15 protein-coding genes are annotated in these 17,226 nt (G+C 28.5%); 1 reads left to right on the top strand and 14 read right to left on the bottom strand.

Features of this window, described 5'->3' with window-relative positions; genetic code table 11:
* Window positions 1-116: 116 nt before the first annotated feature.
* The 4 genes from ACFQZW_RS06135 to ACFQZW_RS06120 form a co-directional block, all read right to left on the bottom strand.
* Window positions 117-785, bottom strand: coding sequence for a response regulator (locus ACFQZW_RS06135; RefSeq protein WP_298262680.1), 669 nt, complete (start codon window positions 783-785; stop codon window positions 117-119).
* A gap of 2 nt (window positions 786-787) precedes the next feature.
* Window positions 788-2,761, bottom strand: coding sequence for a tetratricopeptide repeat-containing sensor histidine kinase (locus ACFQZW_RS06130; RefSeq protein WP_386781802.1), 1,974 nt, complete (start codon window positions 2,759-2,761; stop codon window positions 788-790).
* A gap of 172 nt (window positions 2,762-2,933) precedes the next feature.
* Window positions 2,934-3,095 (bottom strand): hypothetical protein, encoded by a 162-nt coding sequence (locus ACFQZW_RS06125; protein WP_298262682.1) that lies wholly within the window; start codon window positions 3,093-3,095, stop codon window positions 2,934-2,936.
* A gap of 172 nt (window positions 3,096-3,267) precedes the next feature.
* On the bottom strand, window positions 3,268-3,993 hold the full coding sequence (locus tag ACFQZW_RS06120) for a LytR/AlgR family response regulator transcription factor (RefSeq protein WP_298262683.1): 726 nt from the start codon (window positions 3,991-3,993) through the stop codon (window positions 3,268-3,270).
* A 225-nt stretch (window positions 3,994-4,218) separates the two neighbouring features.
* Between ACFQZW_RS06120 and ACFQZW_RS06115 the strand changes: the two genes are divergently transcribed.
* On the top strand, window positions 4,219-4,407 hold the full coding sequence (locus ACFQZW_RS06115; protein ID WP_298262684.1) for a hypothetical protein: 189 nt from the start codon (window positions 4,219-4,221) through the stop codon (window positions 4,405-4,407).
* An 89-nt stretch (window positions 4,408-4,496) separates the two neighbouring features.
* On the opposite strand, the gene ACFQZW_RS06110 is transcribed toward ACFQZW_RS06115, so the two are convergent.
* From ACFQZW_RS06110 to ACFQZW_RS06065, 10 genes are all read right to left on the bottom strand, one after another.
* The gene (locus ACFQZW_RS06110; protein WP_298262685.1) at window positions 4,497-5,990 is read right to left on the bottom strand and encodes a RagB/SusD family nutrient uptake outer membrane protein; all 1,494 of its coding nucleotides are present in this window, start codon (window positions 5,988-5,990) and stop codon (window positions 4,497-4,499) included.
* Between the two features lie 10 nt (window positions 5,991-6,000).
* The gene (locus tag ACFQZW_RS06105) at window positions 6,001-9,525 is read right to left on the bottom strand and encodes a TonB-dependent receptor (protein WP_386781798.1); all 3,525 of its coding nucleotides are present in this window, start codon (window positions 9,523-9,525) and stop codon (window positions 6,001-6,003) included.
* A gap of 89 nt (window positions 9,526-9,614) precedes the next feature.
* The gene (locus ACFQZW_RS06100) at window positions 9,615-10,601 is read right to left on the bottom strand and encodes a FecR family protein (protein WP_298285066.1); all 987 of its coding nucleotides are present in this window, start codon (window positions 10,599-10,601) and stop codon (window positions 9,615-9,617) included.
* Window positions 10,602-10,689: 88 nt separating this feature from the next.
* Entirely contained in the window at window positions 10,690-11,259 is a 570-nt protein-coding gene (locus ACFQZW_RS06095) for an RNA polymerase sigma-70 factor (protein WP_298262688.1), read from the bottom strand.
* A gap of 411 nt (window positions 11,260-11,670) precedes the next feature.
* Complete coding sequence (locus ACFQZW_RS06090) at window positions 11,671-12,183, bottom strand: GNAT family N-acetyltransferase (protein WP_298262689.1); 513 nt, start codon at window positions 12,181-12,183, stop codon at window positions 11,671-11,673.
* Between the two features lies 1 nt (window position 12,184).
* A complete protein-coding gene (locus ACFQZW_RS06085; RefSeq protein ID WP_386781794.1) occupies window positions 12,185-12,514 on the bottom strand; it encodes a hypothetical protein in 330 nt (109 codons plus the stop codon).
* Window positions 12,515-12,555: 41 nt separating this feature from the next.
* Window positions 12,556-12,969 (bottom strand): ester cyclase, encoded by a 414-nt coding sequence (locus ACFQZW_RS06080; RefSeq protein ID WP_386781792.1) that lies wholly within the window; start codon window positions 12,967-12,969, stop codon window positions 12,556-12,558.
* A 116-nt stretch (window positions 12,970-13,085) separates the two neighbouring features.
* Window positions 13,086-13,691, bottom strand: coding sequence for a lysine exporter LysO family protein (locus tag ACFQZW_RS06075; protein WP_386781790.1), 606 nt, complete (start codon window positions 13,689-13,691; stop codon window positions 13,086-13,088).
* Window positions 13,681-13,962, bottom strand: coding sequence for a LysO family transporter (locus tag ACFQZW_RS06070; RefSeq protein WP_298262693.1), 282 nt, complete (start codon window positions 13,960-13,962; stop codon window positions 13,681-13,683). Before ACFQZW_RS06070 ends, ACFQZW_RS06075 begins: the two co-directional genes overlap by 11 nt.
* Window positions 13,963-14,032: 70 nt before the next feature.
* The gene (locus ACFQZW_RS06065) at window positions 14,033-17,173 is read right to left on the bottom strand and encodes a glycoside hydrolase family 2 TIM barrel-domain containing protein (RefSeq protein ID WP_386781787.1); all 3,141 of its coding nucleotides are present in this window, start codon (window positions 17,171-17,173) and stop codon (window positions 14,033-14,035) included.
* Window positions 17,174-17,226 lie beyond the last annotated feature (53 nt).

The following is a 17,226-nucleotide window of genomic DNA, read 5'->3' as shown; positions in this document are numbered from 1 at the left end:
AGATTTAAAAAATAAAATTAAAATTATTTTTAAGACTCAAAAAATAAATTACTTTTGAAACAACTATATGAATCAAATCATCCCCAAAGACATTTTTATAGTTAAAAAGGGTTTATTTAAATAAACCCTTTTTCTTTTGCTTTAAGTATTAATTCTCTATCGTCATTATCCTTAACTTTAAAGATATCTTTTAAATGTTTTTTTCTTTTTTCAAGCCCAGCCATAGACATTGGAATAAGCTTTGGAAGGTCTTTCATTTTAGTACCAATAGACATTTCATATAATAATTGCCTATCAATTTTATCTAATTTATAATTTACCGTAGCTTGTTTTCTAAACAATTCCAAAACTGATTTACTGTAATAGGGAGAATCTTCCATCACCGTTTTTATGGAAGCAATTAGTTCTTCTTTATCAATATCATTTTTAATTAAAAATCCATTTGGATTTACATTTTTAAGAATTGCCTGAATTCTATAGTTGTCATTAAAAGTAGTAGCTACAATAATTTTACATTTGGGTTGTAATTCTTTAATTCTAATTCCTAAATCTTCACCTGATAAAAAATTCCCATCTGTTGAAGGAGGCAATGAAATATCTAAAAAAACAATATCTAATTGATTTACTTCTTGGATTAGGTCAAGAGCTTTATCGCAATTATTAGCTATTAAAATTTTAAAGTTGATATTTTTATTTTCTGCACTAATAAATTCGAATGCACTTTTATAGGCATCAGCAATTATTGGGTGGTCATCAATTATTAGTACATTATACTTATTCATCATAATTATATGGGGCAATTAACAAAAACTGAAGTGCCTTTGTTTAAGTTAGATGTTATTTTAAATTTACCACCGAGGTTAGTGGCTCTTGAATGCATATTTTTTAATCCGATTCCTTTTCTTTTATCTTTAGTGTTAAATCCATTACCGTTATCCTTAACTACTAAATTAATATTTTTATTTTTAATTTCAATTGTTATCGTTACAAAATCAGCGTTGGCATATTTAATTATGTTTTGTAGCGCTTCCTGAATTATTCTATAAAAATTAATTTTCACTTTATCATCAACCTTATCCCAATCTATTTTTTTATCACATTCAAAATTATATTTAAAATCTCCTATTTTACTTTTTTGTTCAATTAAATCATCAATAATTTTTGAAAAATCTTCTTTTGAAGATAAAATTTCATTTTTCAATTCATGTGAAATGGCTCTTATTTCTTTTTCAATATTTTGAAGTTCATCAATATAAGATTTATGTTTTTCAATAGTTGGTTCATCTCCCTTAATATTTAAAAATCCCAGTCCTAGCCTTGTACCAAAAATTCTACCCAAAACACCGTCATGTAAATCTGCAGAAATTCTATGGCGTTCTTTTAAACGCCCTTCTTTTAATTTGGCTTGTTGCTTTAACATTAACGTAAAAATTTCCTCGTTAGCTTTTTGTTGCTCTCTTTCAAAAATTAATTCTTTATTACGCGCTCTTTGGGCTCTCATTATATAGGCAAATGACACTAAAAAAATCAAGAATACTGAACCTATAATAATAAAAATATTTTGCTGTGAAAGTTTTTCAGTCTCCTCAATATATTCATCAGTCTCAAATCGAATTCGTGTAAATTTATTTCTAATTTTTCTTTCTTCTATTTGTAAACTGTCATTTAAATGAACGTATTCTTCTAAATATTTTGATGCATTTTTTTTATCAACTTTAGACAATAAGTGTAGTGTTTCTAATTTATCTCTATTATTTTCTACTTGATCTGCTAAACCAAAAGCATCATTGGCTAATTTAATGGCAGTGGTTGTATCTAATTTATACGCATACAATTCAGACAAGTGCCTTTTGCTAATTACTATTCCTGAGCTGTTTTTTAAACTATCTCTAATAAAAAGCGCTTTATTAAATTGCACAACAATATTGGCGGTGTCTCCTTTTAAAAACTTGGTATAAGCAATGTTATCTATTAACCTTGAATAAAAATTAGCATCAATTTCTTTTAAATTTTTATGTGCCAAAGCATTTTCAAAATTTTCTATGGCTTTATCATAAGCTTTTTGTTTTTGGTATGCCAAGCCCAAATTACTCAAAGTCCATTCTTTAAAAATTCCTTTTTTATCATTCTTTTTTAAATACTCAATTGCTTTATTTAAGTAAAAAATTGAACGGTCAAATTCTTCAAGCTCTAAATAAATTAGCCCTAAATAATTATAACACTCATATAGCCTATCATACCTTTCAACTTTCTCAAACCTTGAAATTGCTTCAAAAATTGTTATTTCACTTCCCGTATAATCTTTTAAACGCCCCTGTATAAAAGCCATATTATAAAGCATTTTAGCAGCATAGTAATTATGTTTTACTTGTTCAAAACTTTCAAAAGCTTTATGATAATGATAATAGGCACTATCTACCGTTTCAACATCGGTATAATAATTTCCATAATTCCAATGCGCATCTCCTATTTTTAACCCATCATTCAATTTTTTAGCAAATGCTAACGATTCGCTATTTACTGCTAAAAACAAATCATTAATGTTTAAATATTCTGTTTCTATGGCAATTTTGGCTAAATAGATATTTTGTAAAGAATCTGAAGGCTGCTTTTTGGCAAATTGATACGCTTTTTCAAGCAATTCTTTTTTTTGAATAAATTTTAATTCTTTTTTTTGAGATTGTTTGATATAATAAGAAACACTGTCTTCCTTTGGCTCACTTTTTTTATTTATAACCAATAATGGTTTTTCACAAGACATTATGGCAATAAAAAACGTTATCCAAATTGATAATTTTATGAAAGATATGTGGTTTATTGCTTTGATATTATTTAGGGTTGTTAAATAACAAAGCTACTAAAAAAGCCTTAACTAAATTAGTTAAGGCTTTTTTAAATTTTTATCTATAAAATATTATTTTATCAATAATAAATTAATCTCTAGTTCTCATTACATCAGCACTACCATCTTCTCCAGTTGCAAAAACAGTATCAGGTGCATAAAGTTCCTCATCAGCAGCAATACTGTCTGAAGTACAAGAAATGAAAGAAGCTGATAATAATAGGAAAGCGAAGATAAATTTAATTGATTTCATAATAATGGTATTTTAAAATTTTAGGACTATATGTTTTTATTATTCTATGAGTATTTTTTTTAATACTATACCCCAAAAGTAGTCCATGAATGCTATTTAGCACTCTTTAAAATCCGTTAATTAGTAAAATCATACCATCTATACGTGAAACAGTACCATTTGATAGAAAAATCTAACTTATTGACAAATAAGAATATTCTGACAAAGATTTGTTAATACTTCTTATATTATTGATATAGGTTTTGGTGAAAGGCACCTCATAACTATTTCTTTTAATTGTACAAATAGATTTTCCAAACTGTATTCTAGAAATAAAATTTTTATTAATAATATAACTCTTATGAATTCTGTAAAAATTATTTGGCAGAATTTCTTGAAAAGTTTTTAGCGTTTTAAAAGCACTAATAATATTTCCATCATTCATATAAAAATCGGTACTATTATTGTCTGCTTTTAGAAAAAGAATTTCATCTGTTTTTAAATATTGGTAGTCTTTATATGATTTTAAACAAATGTTTTTTCTAGATTTTGCTGGTATTTTTTTTAATATTTTTAAAACTGTTTTTCTTATCTCTAATTCTTCTAGGGGAATTAATAAAAAGTCAAAAAACCCATTTTTAATTACTTCATACAACTTATCTTTTGAAAAAGACATTGCTATAAATACTGGAAAATCATCGTTAAACAAGTTAAGCTCTTGAGCAAATTCAAATGGATTTTCAAAAGTATTATCAATATTAAAAAAAACTAAATCTGGTGTTTCTTTTAAAATTGTATTCATTGACAGGTTATAATCACTCGAAGCTCCAATACAATTAAACTCGTAATATTCTTCTAAAACGTTTTTAATTTTTTGAATTGATGTAGTGTCTTTATCTATAATAAAATAGTTACGCATTTTGTGGGGACAAATTTTGTTTTAACAAAAATAGTAAAGTTTTGCTAATAAAAGTATGGTTTTCCCCTACTTTATTTACGGAAAAATTAAGATTAAAGAAAAATAATCATCGTAAATTTATGCACATACCCTATTTGAAGACACGTTTTTGATGCATTTTCATTAACCCTTATAAAACAATTAGTTAACAATTTTATTACGAATAATTCAACTTTTTGGAAAATCATGAAAAAGCAATCAAATAAAAAGTCTATAGCGAAATTTGATAAAAAAATGAAAGAGCAAACGAACCCTAAAAGTAATTCTCCAATTGACAGTTCAAATAACAATGAGTTTAAAAAAACTTTTAAAAAAACAACCTCTAACTACCCAAATAATATTTTAGAACTATTTAAACGTTTAGGAATTGAGTAAAATTTCAATTATTCACTTATTCTACAATAATATAGCCTCCTGTTAATTTAAATTATAACAGGAGGCTATATATAATATCTCACTTATATTTATATTGGATTTTGTTCTACAAGTGGATTTGCATCAATTTCATCTTGAGGGATTACCCAAACCCATCTATTATCACTTGCAGGTACTTCTAAAACCCCACCTGTTCTTGAAGATGTGTGCCTAGACCCAGGTTCTTTTCTATTTAATGGCAAATTCAAACGTTTTAAATCTAACCAACGGAAACCTTCACACCATAATTCAATTCGACGTTGTACCATAATTTCATCTATTAAATCTTGTCCAGTATTAGTAGATAAAGTATAAGCATCATCTCTTGTTATAATTAAGTCAAAAAGAGCTTGTGCTGCCAATCCATCTTGTCCATCTCGCGCCAAAGCTTCAGCCTCAATTAAATACATTTCTGCTGCACGCATCATAGGTACATCCATTAAACTAACAGCTGTGCTTTGTGATAGAAATTTTTGATTAGTATAAGGATGTCTACTGTGTCTAGATGATATTTCATAACCATCTTGTAATTCGGTGTGTTCACCATCTTCAGACCATAATGTTTTACGAACATCTGTGTCAGATATCATATCATATAACGGCTTGTTAATAGATCTTGGATTTGCTCTAATTGATGAAGAACTGTAATTTCTAGAAATATACGCTCCAAGGTTTCCAAAATAATTTGTTTGATCCTCTACAATATGACTTGCCCACATAAATTCACTGTTCTGATCTAAATCAGTAGAAAATCCTTTACGATAAGTTTCTTTATCCATTAATGTATAACCAGCTCTAGCTTCAGATGCATATTGAGCAGCAACTCCCCAGTTCCCTTGAACAAGAGCAACTCTAGCTTTTAATCCTTTTGCAACACCTACACTAAGGTGTGATTTATTAGGGTGTGATTTACCTGCTAATAATGTGATTGCTTCATCAATATCAGCATTTATTTGCGTGTAAACTTCTTCAACTGTTGCACGTGCAATAGGTTCAGTAGATGGTTCCGTTTTTAAAGGAACCCCTAATTGACTGTTAGTTTGCCCTTTTACATAGCGACCTGCCCATGTTTGTACCAGCATAAAGTGACCATAAGCTCTATATAATAATGCTTGTCCCTTTATATTGTCTTTATCATCCTGTTCTCCAACAGCATCATCTATACCAGCAATCAATATATTGGCATTTGCTATCCACTCATAAAACATAGCCCAATGAGCTCTATTATATGAATTTGTAGGAGAATCTGTTAAAATCCATCTAAGTCCTGTAGTCCAAGTACTAGAGTTAAAAACATGATCTTCACCCATTTCAGACATAAACATATTAAAATGACCAGCGCCACCACGACCTTGACTACCATATCTAACATATAAAGCTCTATGTATTCCATTTAATGCTGCCATAGCATTACCTGTTGTTTCGGTCACAACTGCGGCTCCAACTTGATCGGTAGGAGTTGTTTCCAAAAAGTCTTTATCACAAGCTGTAAACAGTACATTTATAGCAAGCATTCCGATAAAAGTAATTAGTATTTTTCTCATTTTATTTTTTTTAAAATTTAACATTTAAACCAAGACTTAGAATTCTTGAAGGTGTATATACATTATTAACAGTACCATTAAAGTTTTGCTGAACGCTCATTCCTTTTCTTGCATTTGATGTAAAGATGTTTTCTCCACTCACATAAACTAAGGCATTAGAAACTCCAATGTTGTTAAGGATGCTTTCTGGCAAGTCATAAGATAAATTAACACGTTTTAAATTAAGATATGAAGCATCAGTAAGCCATCTGTCAGATGTTGCGTTAAAATCGGTTGTATTACTAGGATCCATTCTAGGAACATCAGTAATGTCGCCAGGTTGTTGCCAACGATCTAAAATATCTGTACTTAACGCACCACCATAACTACCAGAATTCATAAGGCCTTGATAGCTACTGTCTAATATTTCACCCCCTATTTGAAATGTAAACAAAAAGGATAAATTAAAATCTTTATAAGTAATATTATTATTTATTGAACCTGTTAAATCAGGAATAGCAGTACCTGCATAATGGTATCTAGCTTGGGCATCATCAGTTGTTAATGTCATTCCATCTATGGTTCTAACAGATGAGCCTGTAGATTCTTCTTCAGCAACATACAAAATTTCACCATCAGTTGGATCTACACCATACCAATCTCTCAACCAATAATCATAAATTGAATGGCCAACCATTAATTTTTTAGAACCATTTATTATTTCCTCTTGAGGTAATTTAGTGAACTCATTTTTAATAGTTGCTGCATTGATACCAAAGTTCCAAGTTAAATCATCTGTTCTTAAAATATCATAATTTAAGCTTACTTCAATTCCTCTATTGTACATAGAACCAATATTCTCAGGAATACTAGTACTACCACTTGAAAGAGGTAATGGAACATTAAATAATAAATTATCAGAATTACGATTGTAGAATTCTATAACACCATCAAATCGATTATCAAATAAACGAAATTCAAGAGCAATATCAGAACTCTCACTAGCCTCCCACAATAAGTTTGGTGCAGCAAGACCAGCTTGCAATATCCCTGGCTCTGCTTGATTGTTATACCCTAAATCATACAATCCTTGATAAGCATAAAAACTAATGCCTGAATTATTTCCTAATTCACCGTATGAAGCTCTCAACTTTAAAGAGTTTATCCAATCTTTATCTTCAATAAATTTTTCTCTGTCTAAGCGCCAAGCAGCACCTATTGACCAAAAATCTCCCCATCTAGTTTCTTTAGAAAATTTTGAAGAACCATCTTGTCTATAAGAAGCACTAACAAAATATTTACCATCGTAATCATAATTTAAACGACCGAAATAACTCTCATCATTACGATTGTCTAATACTGACGTTAAACCTAAAGTAGTCACAAAATTAATGAGTTCAGAATTACCATCAGCAATTTGTTGCTGGCGAGAGCCATCTAAATCACTAATTTTATATTCTAGTGACTCATGAGCCAATAGTGCTTTAAAATTATGTTTTTCATTAAATGTCTTTGTGTAATTTAATAATTGGTTAAAACCAACAGAAGTTCTACGGTTGTATGTTCTACCAGCTCTCCCACCTGGAGCACCGTCACCTACATATTTATTTTCATAGTCTGTATTGTAAAAATGACGTTGATCAAAACTAGCATTTATTGTAAAAACAAGCCCTTCAGTTAATGTAATATCAAAAAAGGTTTTACCATTGATAGATGTAATTTCATCTAGGTCTTCATTAAAATCAATTTCTGCAACTATATGTCTACCAAAATTAGCATCACTTGGTCTAGCTGCATCTAAATCATATATTTTATCTCCATTAGCATCTAAAATATAATCTCCATTAGCAGACTGCTTATAAATATTATAAATTGGTCCCATGCCTCTAGTAAAGCGAATTGGATTCACAAATGAACTTGATTGTCCAGAAGTAGCTTGAGCTTGATTTCCTTGAGAAGTTGAAACACCAACATTTAAACCAGTTTTTAACCAATCAGTTGCTTGGTGATTTACATTTACACGTCCTGAAATTCGTTCAAAATCAGAATTTAATATATAACCTTCCTCCTTTAAGTACCCTAAAGAAACATAGAAATCACTTTTTTCAGTACCTCCTTGAAAGCTCATATCATAATTTTGACGAAATCCTTTTCTAGTAATAGCATCTTCCCAATCTAAATTATCAGGGTTTAATAGACTTGCATTTGGATTGATATTACCATCAATACCGACTATTTGATCGAAAGCTACATTGAATGGGTTGCTTTCTAACTCCTCAAAAATATTATTTGTAGCATATAAGTTTGCTGCAGTTACATCAGCAGGATCATCAACACCAGGTATTGCTTCACTGTTACGTAAAACTTCCCACATTATTTCATAATATTGTTTTGCATCTAATCTATCATATTCAGGTATAGAGCGGTCAATTACACTAGCAGACATATTTAAAGAGAATTGTCCTTTTCTATTTTTACCTTTTTTTGTTGTAATCATTACAACCCCATTGGCAGCTTTATTTCCATATAACGCAGTTGATGAAGCATCTTTTAAAATTGTTAGACTTTCAATATCTGCTGGATTAATAGAGTTGATAGAGCCTGTAAAAGGAATACCATCAACAACGTATAAAGGAGAACTACTTGCTGAGAAAGAGCCGAAACCTCTGATGCGAATATCTTGACCCGAGCCAGGTTGACCACTTCCAAATGTAGCAGTAACTCCAGCTGAAGAACCTTCAATTGCAGTAGTTACATTTGACAGTGATATTTTACCAATATCATCGCTATTAATTTGGGTTGCAGACCCTGTGAAATCTCCTTTTTTTGATGTCCCATAAGCTGTAACAATAACTTCTTCTAATAAATTTGCATCCTCTTGCATTACAACATTTAAGATATTGCTATCACCTACAGTAACACTTTGTGTTTTCATACCAACATAAGAAAAAACCAAAACATCACCTTTATTAGCAGCTATTTGATACTTTCCATTAAAATCAGTTTGAGTTCCCTTGGTAGTTCCTTTAATGACAATTGTTACTCCTGGTAAAGGGCCGGTAGCGTCTGTCACCGTTCCAGAAACCATATTTTGAATAACTGTAGTAATTTTGGATTTAATAACCTCATCTGAAGATTTAGTACTATTAGTCCCTTCCTCATTGTTAACTATTATTTCTTCAATTAACTCACTTATTGAGGTGTTATTCTTTGGAAATAAAACTATTTGGTTTTTAACAAATCTGAAATCTATTTCTGTTTTCGCTAATAATTGAACCAAGACTTTACTTAAATTTTGATTTTTTACATTTAGAGAAACCTTTTTGGTTACATCAATTAAATTATTACTATAAAAGAAGTTAAATTCAGTTTTATTTTCAATTTCAGTAAAAAATGTTTTTAGTTCAGCATTTTTTAAATTAATTGTTATGTTTTGCCCATAAGCGTCTGCTGCAAACAACTTTGCCATGGTAACAAAAAATAAGATGGTGTAAATTTTCATAATCCTTAAGAATAGAATTTTTCTTGAAAAGACCTTAATTTCAGTTTTTTTCATAATTTTGAATGGTTTTTAATTGTTGATTTCATTTGCGTGATTTGATGATTATTAATTATTTAAGGAGAGTGTTGCCGCACTCTCTTTTTTTATTTCATTTTTAATATTATTTTCTCATTTTTTATTGAATATTTAATTGGAGATGATATACTTAACAAGTCTAAAACTTCTTTGATCTTTAAATTATCAAACGTTCCAGTATATTCATATTCTAACAAACTTTCAGAACTCACAACAAACTGAACTTGATATTTTCTTTCCAAATCTTTTATAACATCTTTTAGACTTGTTTTATTAAAAATTAATTTTCCCTCTCTCCAAGCTATCACATCAGAAGAGTTAACTTCTTCAATTTTCATTTTTTTCTCAGCCTTATTAAAAACAGCTTTTTGAGATGGCGTTAAAACTATAGGGGTATCTTTATCTTTAATTAATTCTACTTTTCCTGTGACTAATGTTGTTTCAATTTTACTATCTTTTTCATAAGATTTTACATTAAAACTAGTTCCTAAAACTCTTATTTTTAGTTCATTTGCATTTACTATAAAAGGTTTATTAACGTTTCTTTTTATATCAAAAAAAGCTTCTCCTATGAGTGTTACCTCTCTAATAGTATCTTTAAACTTTTTAGGATAAATTAATTTACTATCTATATTTAAAGAAATTATTGAGCCATCTGGTAATATAACTTCTTGTTCATTACTATTAGATGTAATTTCATTAAACAAATCTTTTTCTTCCTCTTTATCTTTAATTAATTCTTTAGAATTAACATAACTATTATTGTTTATTTCTTGATAGTTCCAAAATAAGAGTACACTTAAAAATAAAACTGCTACACCAACCGAACTGAGCACATATCTTTTTTTATTTTTAATTTTTTTACTAAAATTTATATAATGAGATTCATTATTATTATTTTTAATTTCTTTAAGTGCCTGCCCTATATACTTAGCCTTTAGAAAATTAAATTTATTTTGATTACTTTCACTTTCTCTAATCCATTCCAATACTTTTTTCTTTTCTGAAAGTGTACTTTTTCCTTCTATATACTTTATAATATATTTTTCTTGCATTTTTAAGAGGTTATATACTTATATGACGTAACTATTCATACGTATCCCCTACAATATTTAAAAAAAAGATAAAATTTTATCGGTATTATTAAAAAAAAGATAAAAACTCTCGAAGATAAAGTCTCATATGCTTTATTGCCTTAGTAATATGATTTTCAACAGTTTTAGTAGATATATTAAGCTCTTTTGATATTTCTTTATGCTTTAAACCTTCAATTCTACTCATTACAAAAACATTTTTACATTTTTCAGGTAAAAATTCAATTCCATTCATAATTGCTTCTTCTAATTCTTTTTCAATAATAGAAGAAGCTAAATCATCTGCAATTGCTTTGTAATTTATTGAAGCCTCAATTTGTTGTGTATTATTTTCAATATTTAATGTTTGTTTCTTTTTTCTCAAATAATCCAAACAAGCATTTCTAGTAACTGTATAGATATATCCATTGATATTAGTTTGAATATTTTTTTGAGACCAAACTTTTAAAAATACATCTTGAATAATCTCTTCAGCATCTTCATTGCAAGAAATATAACTATTTGCAATAAATAACAATTTAGATCTATAAAGTTTAAATAATAACTGAAATGCATTTGCATCTCCCTCATTAATTAAATCTATAAACTCAGAATTATTGATATTTAAGTTATTATTCATTTACACATCTTTCATATCTGTAATTAATTTACAGAAAATTTAACATCAAATTTATTAAAAATAATTTAACCTCTTTATTAGCCTCTATTAAAAAAGGGTTGATTATATTTATAATGTAACTTTTTTAAACAATTTACTTCCTATAAAAATTAAAATATTTGTTCAGTATAAATTTTAAAAACCATTTTTTTTAAATGTTATAACCATTTTTAAAATCTCTATTGTTAAAAAGTTATCAATTATAGAATACTATTGTAATGTTTTCGATTTATATGATAACTGACTTGAATAATTTGTTCTAAACTATATGTTTTGTTAATTGGCTTCTTTATTTATTATGATGGCAAATTATAATGAATGATGATTTGAATCGTTCAAATTTAAAAACAGAACCTATAAGAAAAGATTTTACTAAGCTTTTATTTTATAAATTACACCTTTAGATCCTTCAAAATCAAAATCTCTATCATACATAAGTCCAATTTTTTCCAACACTTTAATGGACGCTTTATTATCTTTCATTGCTCTACCAATAATTTCAGTTATTTTAAATTTATTTAGTCCAAAATTAACACAAGCTTTTGCGGATTCAGTTGCATATCCTTTATTCCAATGTTTTCTAAAAAATCTAAATCCAATATCATATTCATTAAGATTTTCTGTAAATTTAAGTCCACACCAACCTAAAAATTCTTTATTTTCTTTGTTGATTACTGCCCATCTTCCTATTCCATATTTTTTATATTGGTCATAATTTTCTAAGAATTTTTTAGATTCCTCAATATCTTTAAATGCTCCTTCTCCAGTATATTTCATAACTTCTTTATCAAGATTTAGTTGATAAAAAGATTTCGCATCATTTACATTCAATTCTCTTAATAAAAGTCTTTCAGTTTCTAATATTGGAAAAGGGTTGAATTTCATTTCAGTTTTTTAAAGTTTTTATTCTCTTTGCAAAATAATCATTGCTACTTATTTCATAGGCTTTAGTTGCATATTCTAAAGCTTTTTTATTGTCTTTTTGAGAAATATAATAATCTGCCATTGAATTATATACATTAGGACTTTTAGGATAATATTTTATTCCTAATTCAAAAAACATCTTTGCTTTTTGTAATTTTTTGTTTCTATGAGTTCCAAATTTGAGTTCCATTTTGTGTCTATTCCATTTAAACACCATGTCAATACTACTATCAATCAACACTTTATTAGTGTTTAAGTTTTTTATTTGAAACACCCCCATTGGAGGTTTCATTTGTTAGTAAGTTTCTTTAAGCTCTTTTTTTTGTTTTCATATCAAATAAATCCTAGTTGTTGCACAACAGTTTTTCTATCAAATATTTGTGTATGTCCACTAATTAAATGGTTTTTGAAATGATAAATGGTAAATCCTTTTGTTTTAATTGATTTATTAGTAGGTGGGTGATCTCCAATCATTCCAAGATTTGTGCCTGTTAAAATCCAAGTTATTGCTACATGATTTTCTTCTGAAATAGCAGATGCTATTTCAAAATTCATATCTGGAAATGAATCAAACGAAAATTTTAAACGTTCTTTAAATTCAGAATACGACAAGGTTTTTCCTTCCCAAGGATCAGCAGTATCAAGATGAATTGTATATTCTTTATCAATAAATTGTTCAACTTTATCAATTTTTTTATTATTCCAAATTTCTTCCATAAATTTCCGAAGGAAAGCTTCTTTATTCATTACTGCTTTTTAGTTTTTAGATTTATTTAAATAACATCAAACTCAACAAATATACTATAGAAATAATAGAATTGTTTTGTTTTTGATTTACTTAATAGGTTTAAATCTAACTTCTTTTAAATAAATGTTAATATAAATGGAACTAAAAAAGGTACAATTACTGTCAAAACAACACCACTAAAAACAGCTATAATTGCCCATTCTTTCCCTGTACTTTCTGAAATAATAGGTAAACAGGTATCCATAGAAGTAGCCCCACCAGATACAATACCTCCCAGTTTACCAAAATATTTTACAAAAAAAGGTGTAGCTAAAAGCGTAATTATTTCTCTTGAAATATTAGACAATAAGGCGATAACCCCTAAAGTTTCTCCACTAATTTCTGTTATAAATATAGAAGATAAACTATAATATCCAAATCCAGCAGCTACAGCCATAGCTTCAATTATACTAATTTCAGAAATAAAAAATGATATTAATGTTGCTCCTAATAATGAACCTAAAATAACACAAAGCGGAACTAGTATAATTTTAATTTTTGTTTTACGAATGATACTAAGTGCGTTACTATCTGCCCCAATTCCTATACCTACAAAAAACATTAAGGCATATAATGAGTACTTGGAAAAATCATTTTCTATCAAAAAATCGGGTAAAAATTTATACATACCTAAAACCACACCCACTATAAACATTAAAAGTATAATAATACTATTTTTCATTTTTATTGATAAAGAATAATTTGTAAGTGATATATGCAAAAATTAGACTTCCTAACACCGCTCCAAAAGTGATTAAAAAAGCTTGTATGCCAATATTTGTCATATTAGAAATAATGGTTTTATTTAAACCAACTCCAATTCCTAAAAGAAATAATAACATATAAATAATTAGTGTTGTAATCTTGCTTGAACATAAAATAAATTGGGGTTTGTTTCTGAAAACATATCCAAGAATTAAACCTATGGTCATTAAAAATAATACTGGTGTCATATCTATTTAAGATGATTATAGAAGCGTTTTATAGTGAAGTGCTTTAGAAAAACAAATGTAATTTTTAAAATTAGTTTACTATTGGTTGAATTGTAAATGAGTAACTGTATTTTTGATTTGCTGAAATCGTATATTCTTGATGTGGTAGTCTTCCCCAAGAAGTATCACCGCCAACTCCCATTTGTAAAAAATCAATATTCCATTGAATGGTATTTCCAATTTTAATATCAGCACCATGCTTTTTAGTTACAGGAACTAACCCAGACGCTGATTTTAAAGCCTCGTCACTATTAAAATCAATTTCTTTCATATCAAAAGGCCAAACACTTACATTTAATAATTGTTCTTTGGATGAAACTTTTAGAGTCATATTTTCAGAAGCTAATTCCATCCATCTAATATCTGTTTTATTACCTGTTTCTTGTGGTCGCAGATAGCGATGGAATTGCGCTTCAATTTTTCCTGAATATACTCCAGTTTTAACACCTGTTTTTCTATCCCAATAACTTTCATTAGGTCCGTTACCATACCAAGATACCTCTGTAAAATTATTTGGAATTGTAAGGTACATTCCTATTCTTGGTATATTTGGCAGCTCTTTTTTATTTGGACTGAAAGCATAATCTACTTTTAAATTTCCATTATTTGCAATCAAATAATTTATAAAAACAGTAGCTTCATTATTTGGAAAGTTGTACTCAACCTTAAAAGAAACCCCATTTTTATTCTTTTGAGGTTTATTGATTAATTTTGAGGTGTAATTGTACGATGCATTTTGCCATACCTTTGCCCATTTGTCCATTCCATTTCCTAAATCATTGTCAGTTGGAGGTCTCCAAAAATTAGGACGGATAGGTTGATTAGTAATTTCATTTCCGTCAAATACCCAAGAAATAATTTCACCAGATGTAGCGTTTATTTTTAAATTAGTTTTATCATTTTTCAACTCAATTCCGTTTTCAGAAGCAATAATCTCCAATGTATTTTCTTTTGAACTTGAAACTGATTTTTTAATCACTTCATTCAGTTTAAATTGATCCCAAGCTATTTCAAAACCTACAGGTATTAATTTTGTAGCATCTTTTTGAAGTAAACTTATTTCTAAAATATACTCTTTATTAGCGTCGAAACTTTTAGGGAAATTTTGCAATATAAAGTTTCTTTTTTGTTGAGGTAGTACTGCTATATTTGCAAGGTTTCCTTTAAGAAAGGTTTTACCATCAGCCAATAGTTTCCAAGCTATATTTTTATCTGAAAAATCAACAAAAAAGTTTTTATTTTCAATTTCAATAATTCCGTTTCCTAAATAATTAAATTGAGCAGGTTCATATACTTTCTTAACTTCAGTTATATGAGGATGCGGATTTCTATATGGATCAACTAATCCGTTATTTAAAAAATTACCATCGGTTGGTAAATCTGGATGAAAATCGTGTCCATACGCTAAATATGGTTTTCCATTTTCATCTTTATATTCTAAACTTTGATCAACCCAATCCCAAATATATCCACCTTGTAAATTTGGATATTTTTCAATTATATTCCAATAATCTTGTAAATTCCCAACGGAATTCCCCATCGCATGTGCATATTCAATCATTATTGAAGGTTTTTCAGAATTTGATTTTCCATGAGCAATTAAATTTTCAGGTCGTGGGTACATGGGACAATATAAATCGGTATAATTTTTTTTCCCAGCAGGTTCATATTGAACTATTCTATTTTGGTCATTTTCTTTTAACCATTGATAGGTGGTCCTAAAAACCTGACCTTCACCTGCTTCATTTCCTAAAGACCATGAATAAATTGACACATGATTTCTATCTCTATAAAACATACGTTGAGTTCGCATCATATGAGCTGGTAACCAAGTTATTTCATCACCAATTTGAGTATTTTTATTTATTGCTAATGGATGGCTTTCAATATTCGCTTCATTAATTACATATAAACCGTATGTATCGCATAAATCTAACCAATAAGGATTATTTGGGTAATGTGAACAACGTACTGCATTAATGTTATTTTGTTTCATTAATTGTATGTCTTTTTCCATAGTTTCTTTAGCAACCACATGCCCTGTAAAAGGATCCGTTTCGTGTCGATTAACACCCTTAAAATAAATAGCTTTTCCGTTAATTAATACTTGGCTATTGATAATTTCCACACGCTTAAATCCAATGTTTTTTGTTATAAATTGGTTGTTTTTAGGATTTTCATTATCATTCAAGCTAATTTTTAATTGATACAGTTCTGGAAGTTCTGCAGACCATTTTTTTACAAACTCAACAATTTTTTCAGCTTTAAATTTAATAGAAGAGTATGCGTTTATTTCAATTTTTTTCAAAGTTTTAAAAACTGAATGCTCCCCATCTATAATTTCAAGCGAAATGGTTCTAGTGCTTTTAGTATTTGAAGTATTTGAAATTGAAACAGTTCCTTTAAAAATACCATTTAAGTATAAATCATCAAGATTGGTGTTTGCATAGTAGTCAGAAATAAAAACTTTTGGTTGAGTATATAAATAAACATCTCGTTCAATACCACTCATCCTTAACATATCTTGACTTTCCAAATAACTTGCATCGCTCCATCTAAATAACTGTAGCGCAATAAGATTTTTACCTTCTTTTAAATAACTTGTAATATTGAATTCTGCAGGGGTTTTGCTACCTTGTGAATAACCTACGTAACTTCCATTTACATATACGTACATAGCCGATTTTACTCCTGCAAAATGCAGTATAACATCCTCAAATAAAAACTCTTCTTTAAGTACAATTTCTTTTCTATAAGTTCCTACGGGATTGTATTCTGTTGGAGCATTTGGCCATTTTGTTGTAAAGGGGTAACGTTCATCCAAATATATTGGGTAACCATAACCTGCAACCTCCCAATTTGAAGGCACTTTAATTATTCCCCACTGGTTATCATTAAATTCTATGTTTTGAAAAGTTGTAGGGCGTTTTTGGGGATTTTTTACCCAATTAAACTTCCAATCACCATTTAGATTTAAAAATCGGCGTGAATTTTCCTTTTCAATAATTTTAGGAGATTCTGCACCAAAAAAAGTAGCTCTTGGAGGCAATTTGTTTTCTTCAAATATTTGGTGATTGAAATGATTTTTTTGTTCAGGTATATTGTTTAATTCCTCCTGTTTACAAGAAATAACCACAAAAGAAATAATTAAAACTAGTAATGTTATTTTCATTGATTTGTATAGTTTATAAAAATTGCTTTTAGCTTGCTCAGTTGAAGATAAAT

Source organism: Lutibacter aestuarii (genome assembly GCF_042676885.1).
GTDB lineage: Bacteria > Bacteroidota > Bacteroidia > Flavobacteriales > Flavobacteriaceae > Lutibacter > Lutibacter aestuarii.
The sequence above is the reverse complement of the archived record's forward strand: the minus strand, read 5'-3'. Positions and strand labels throughout refer to the sequence as shown.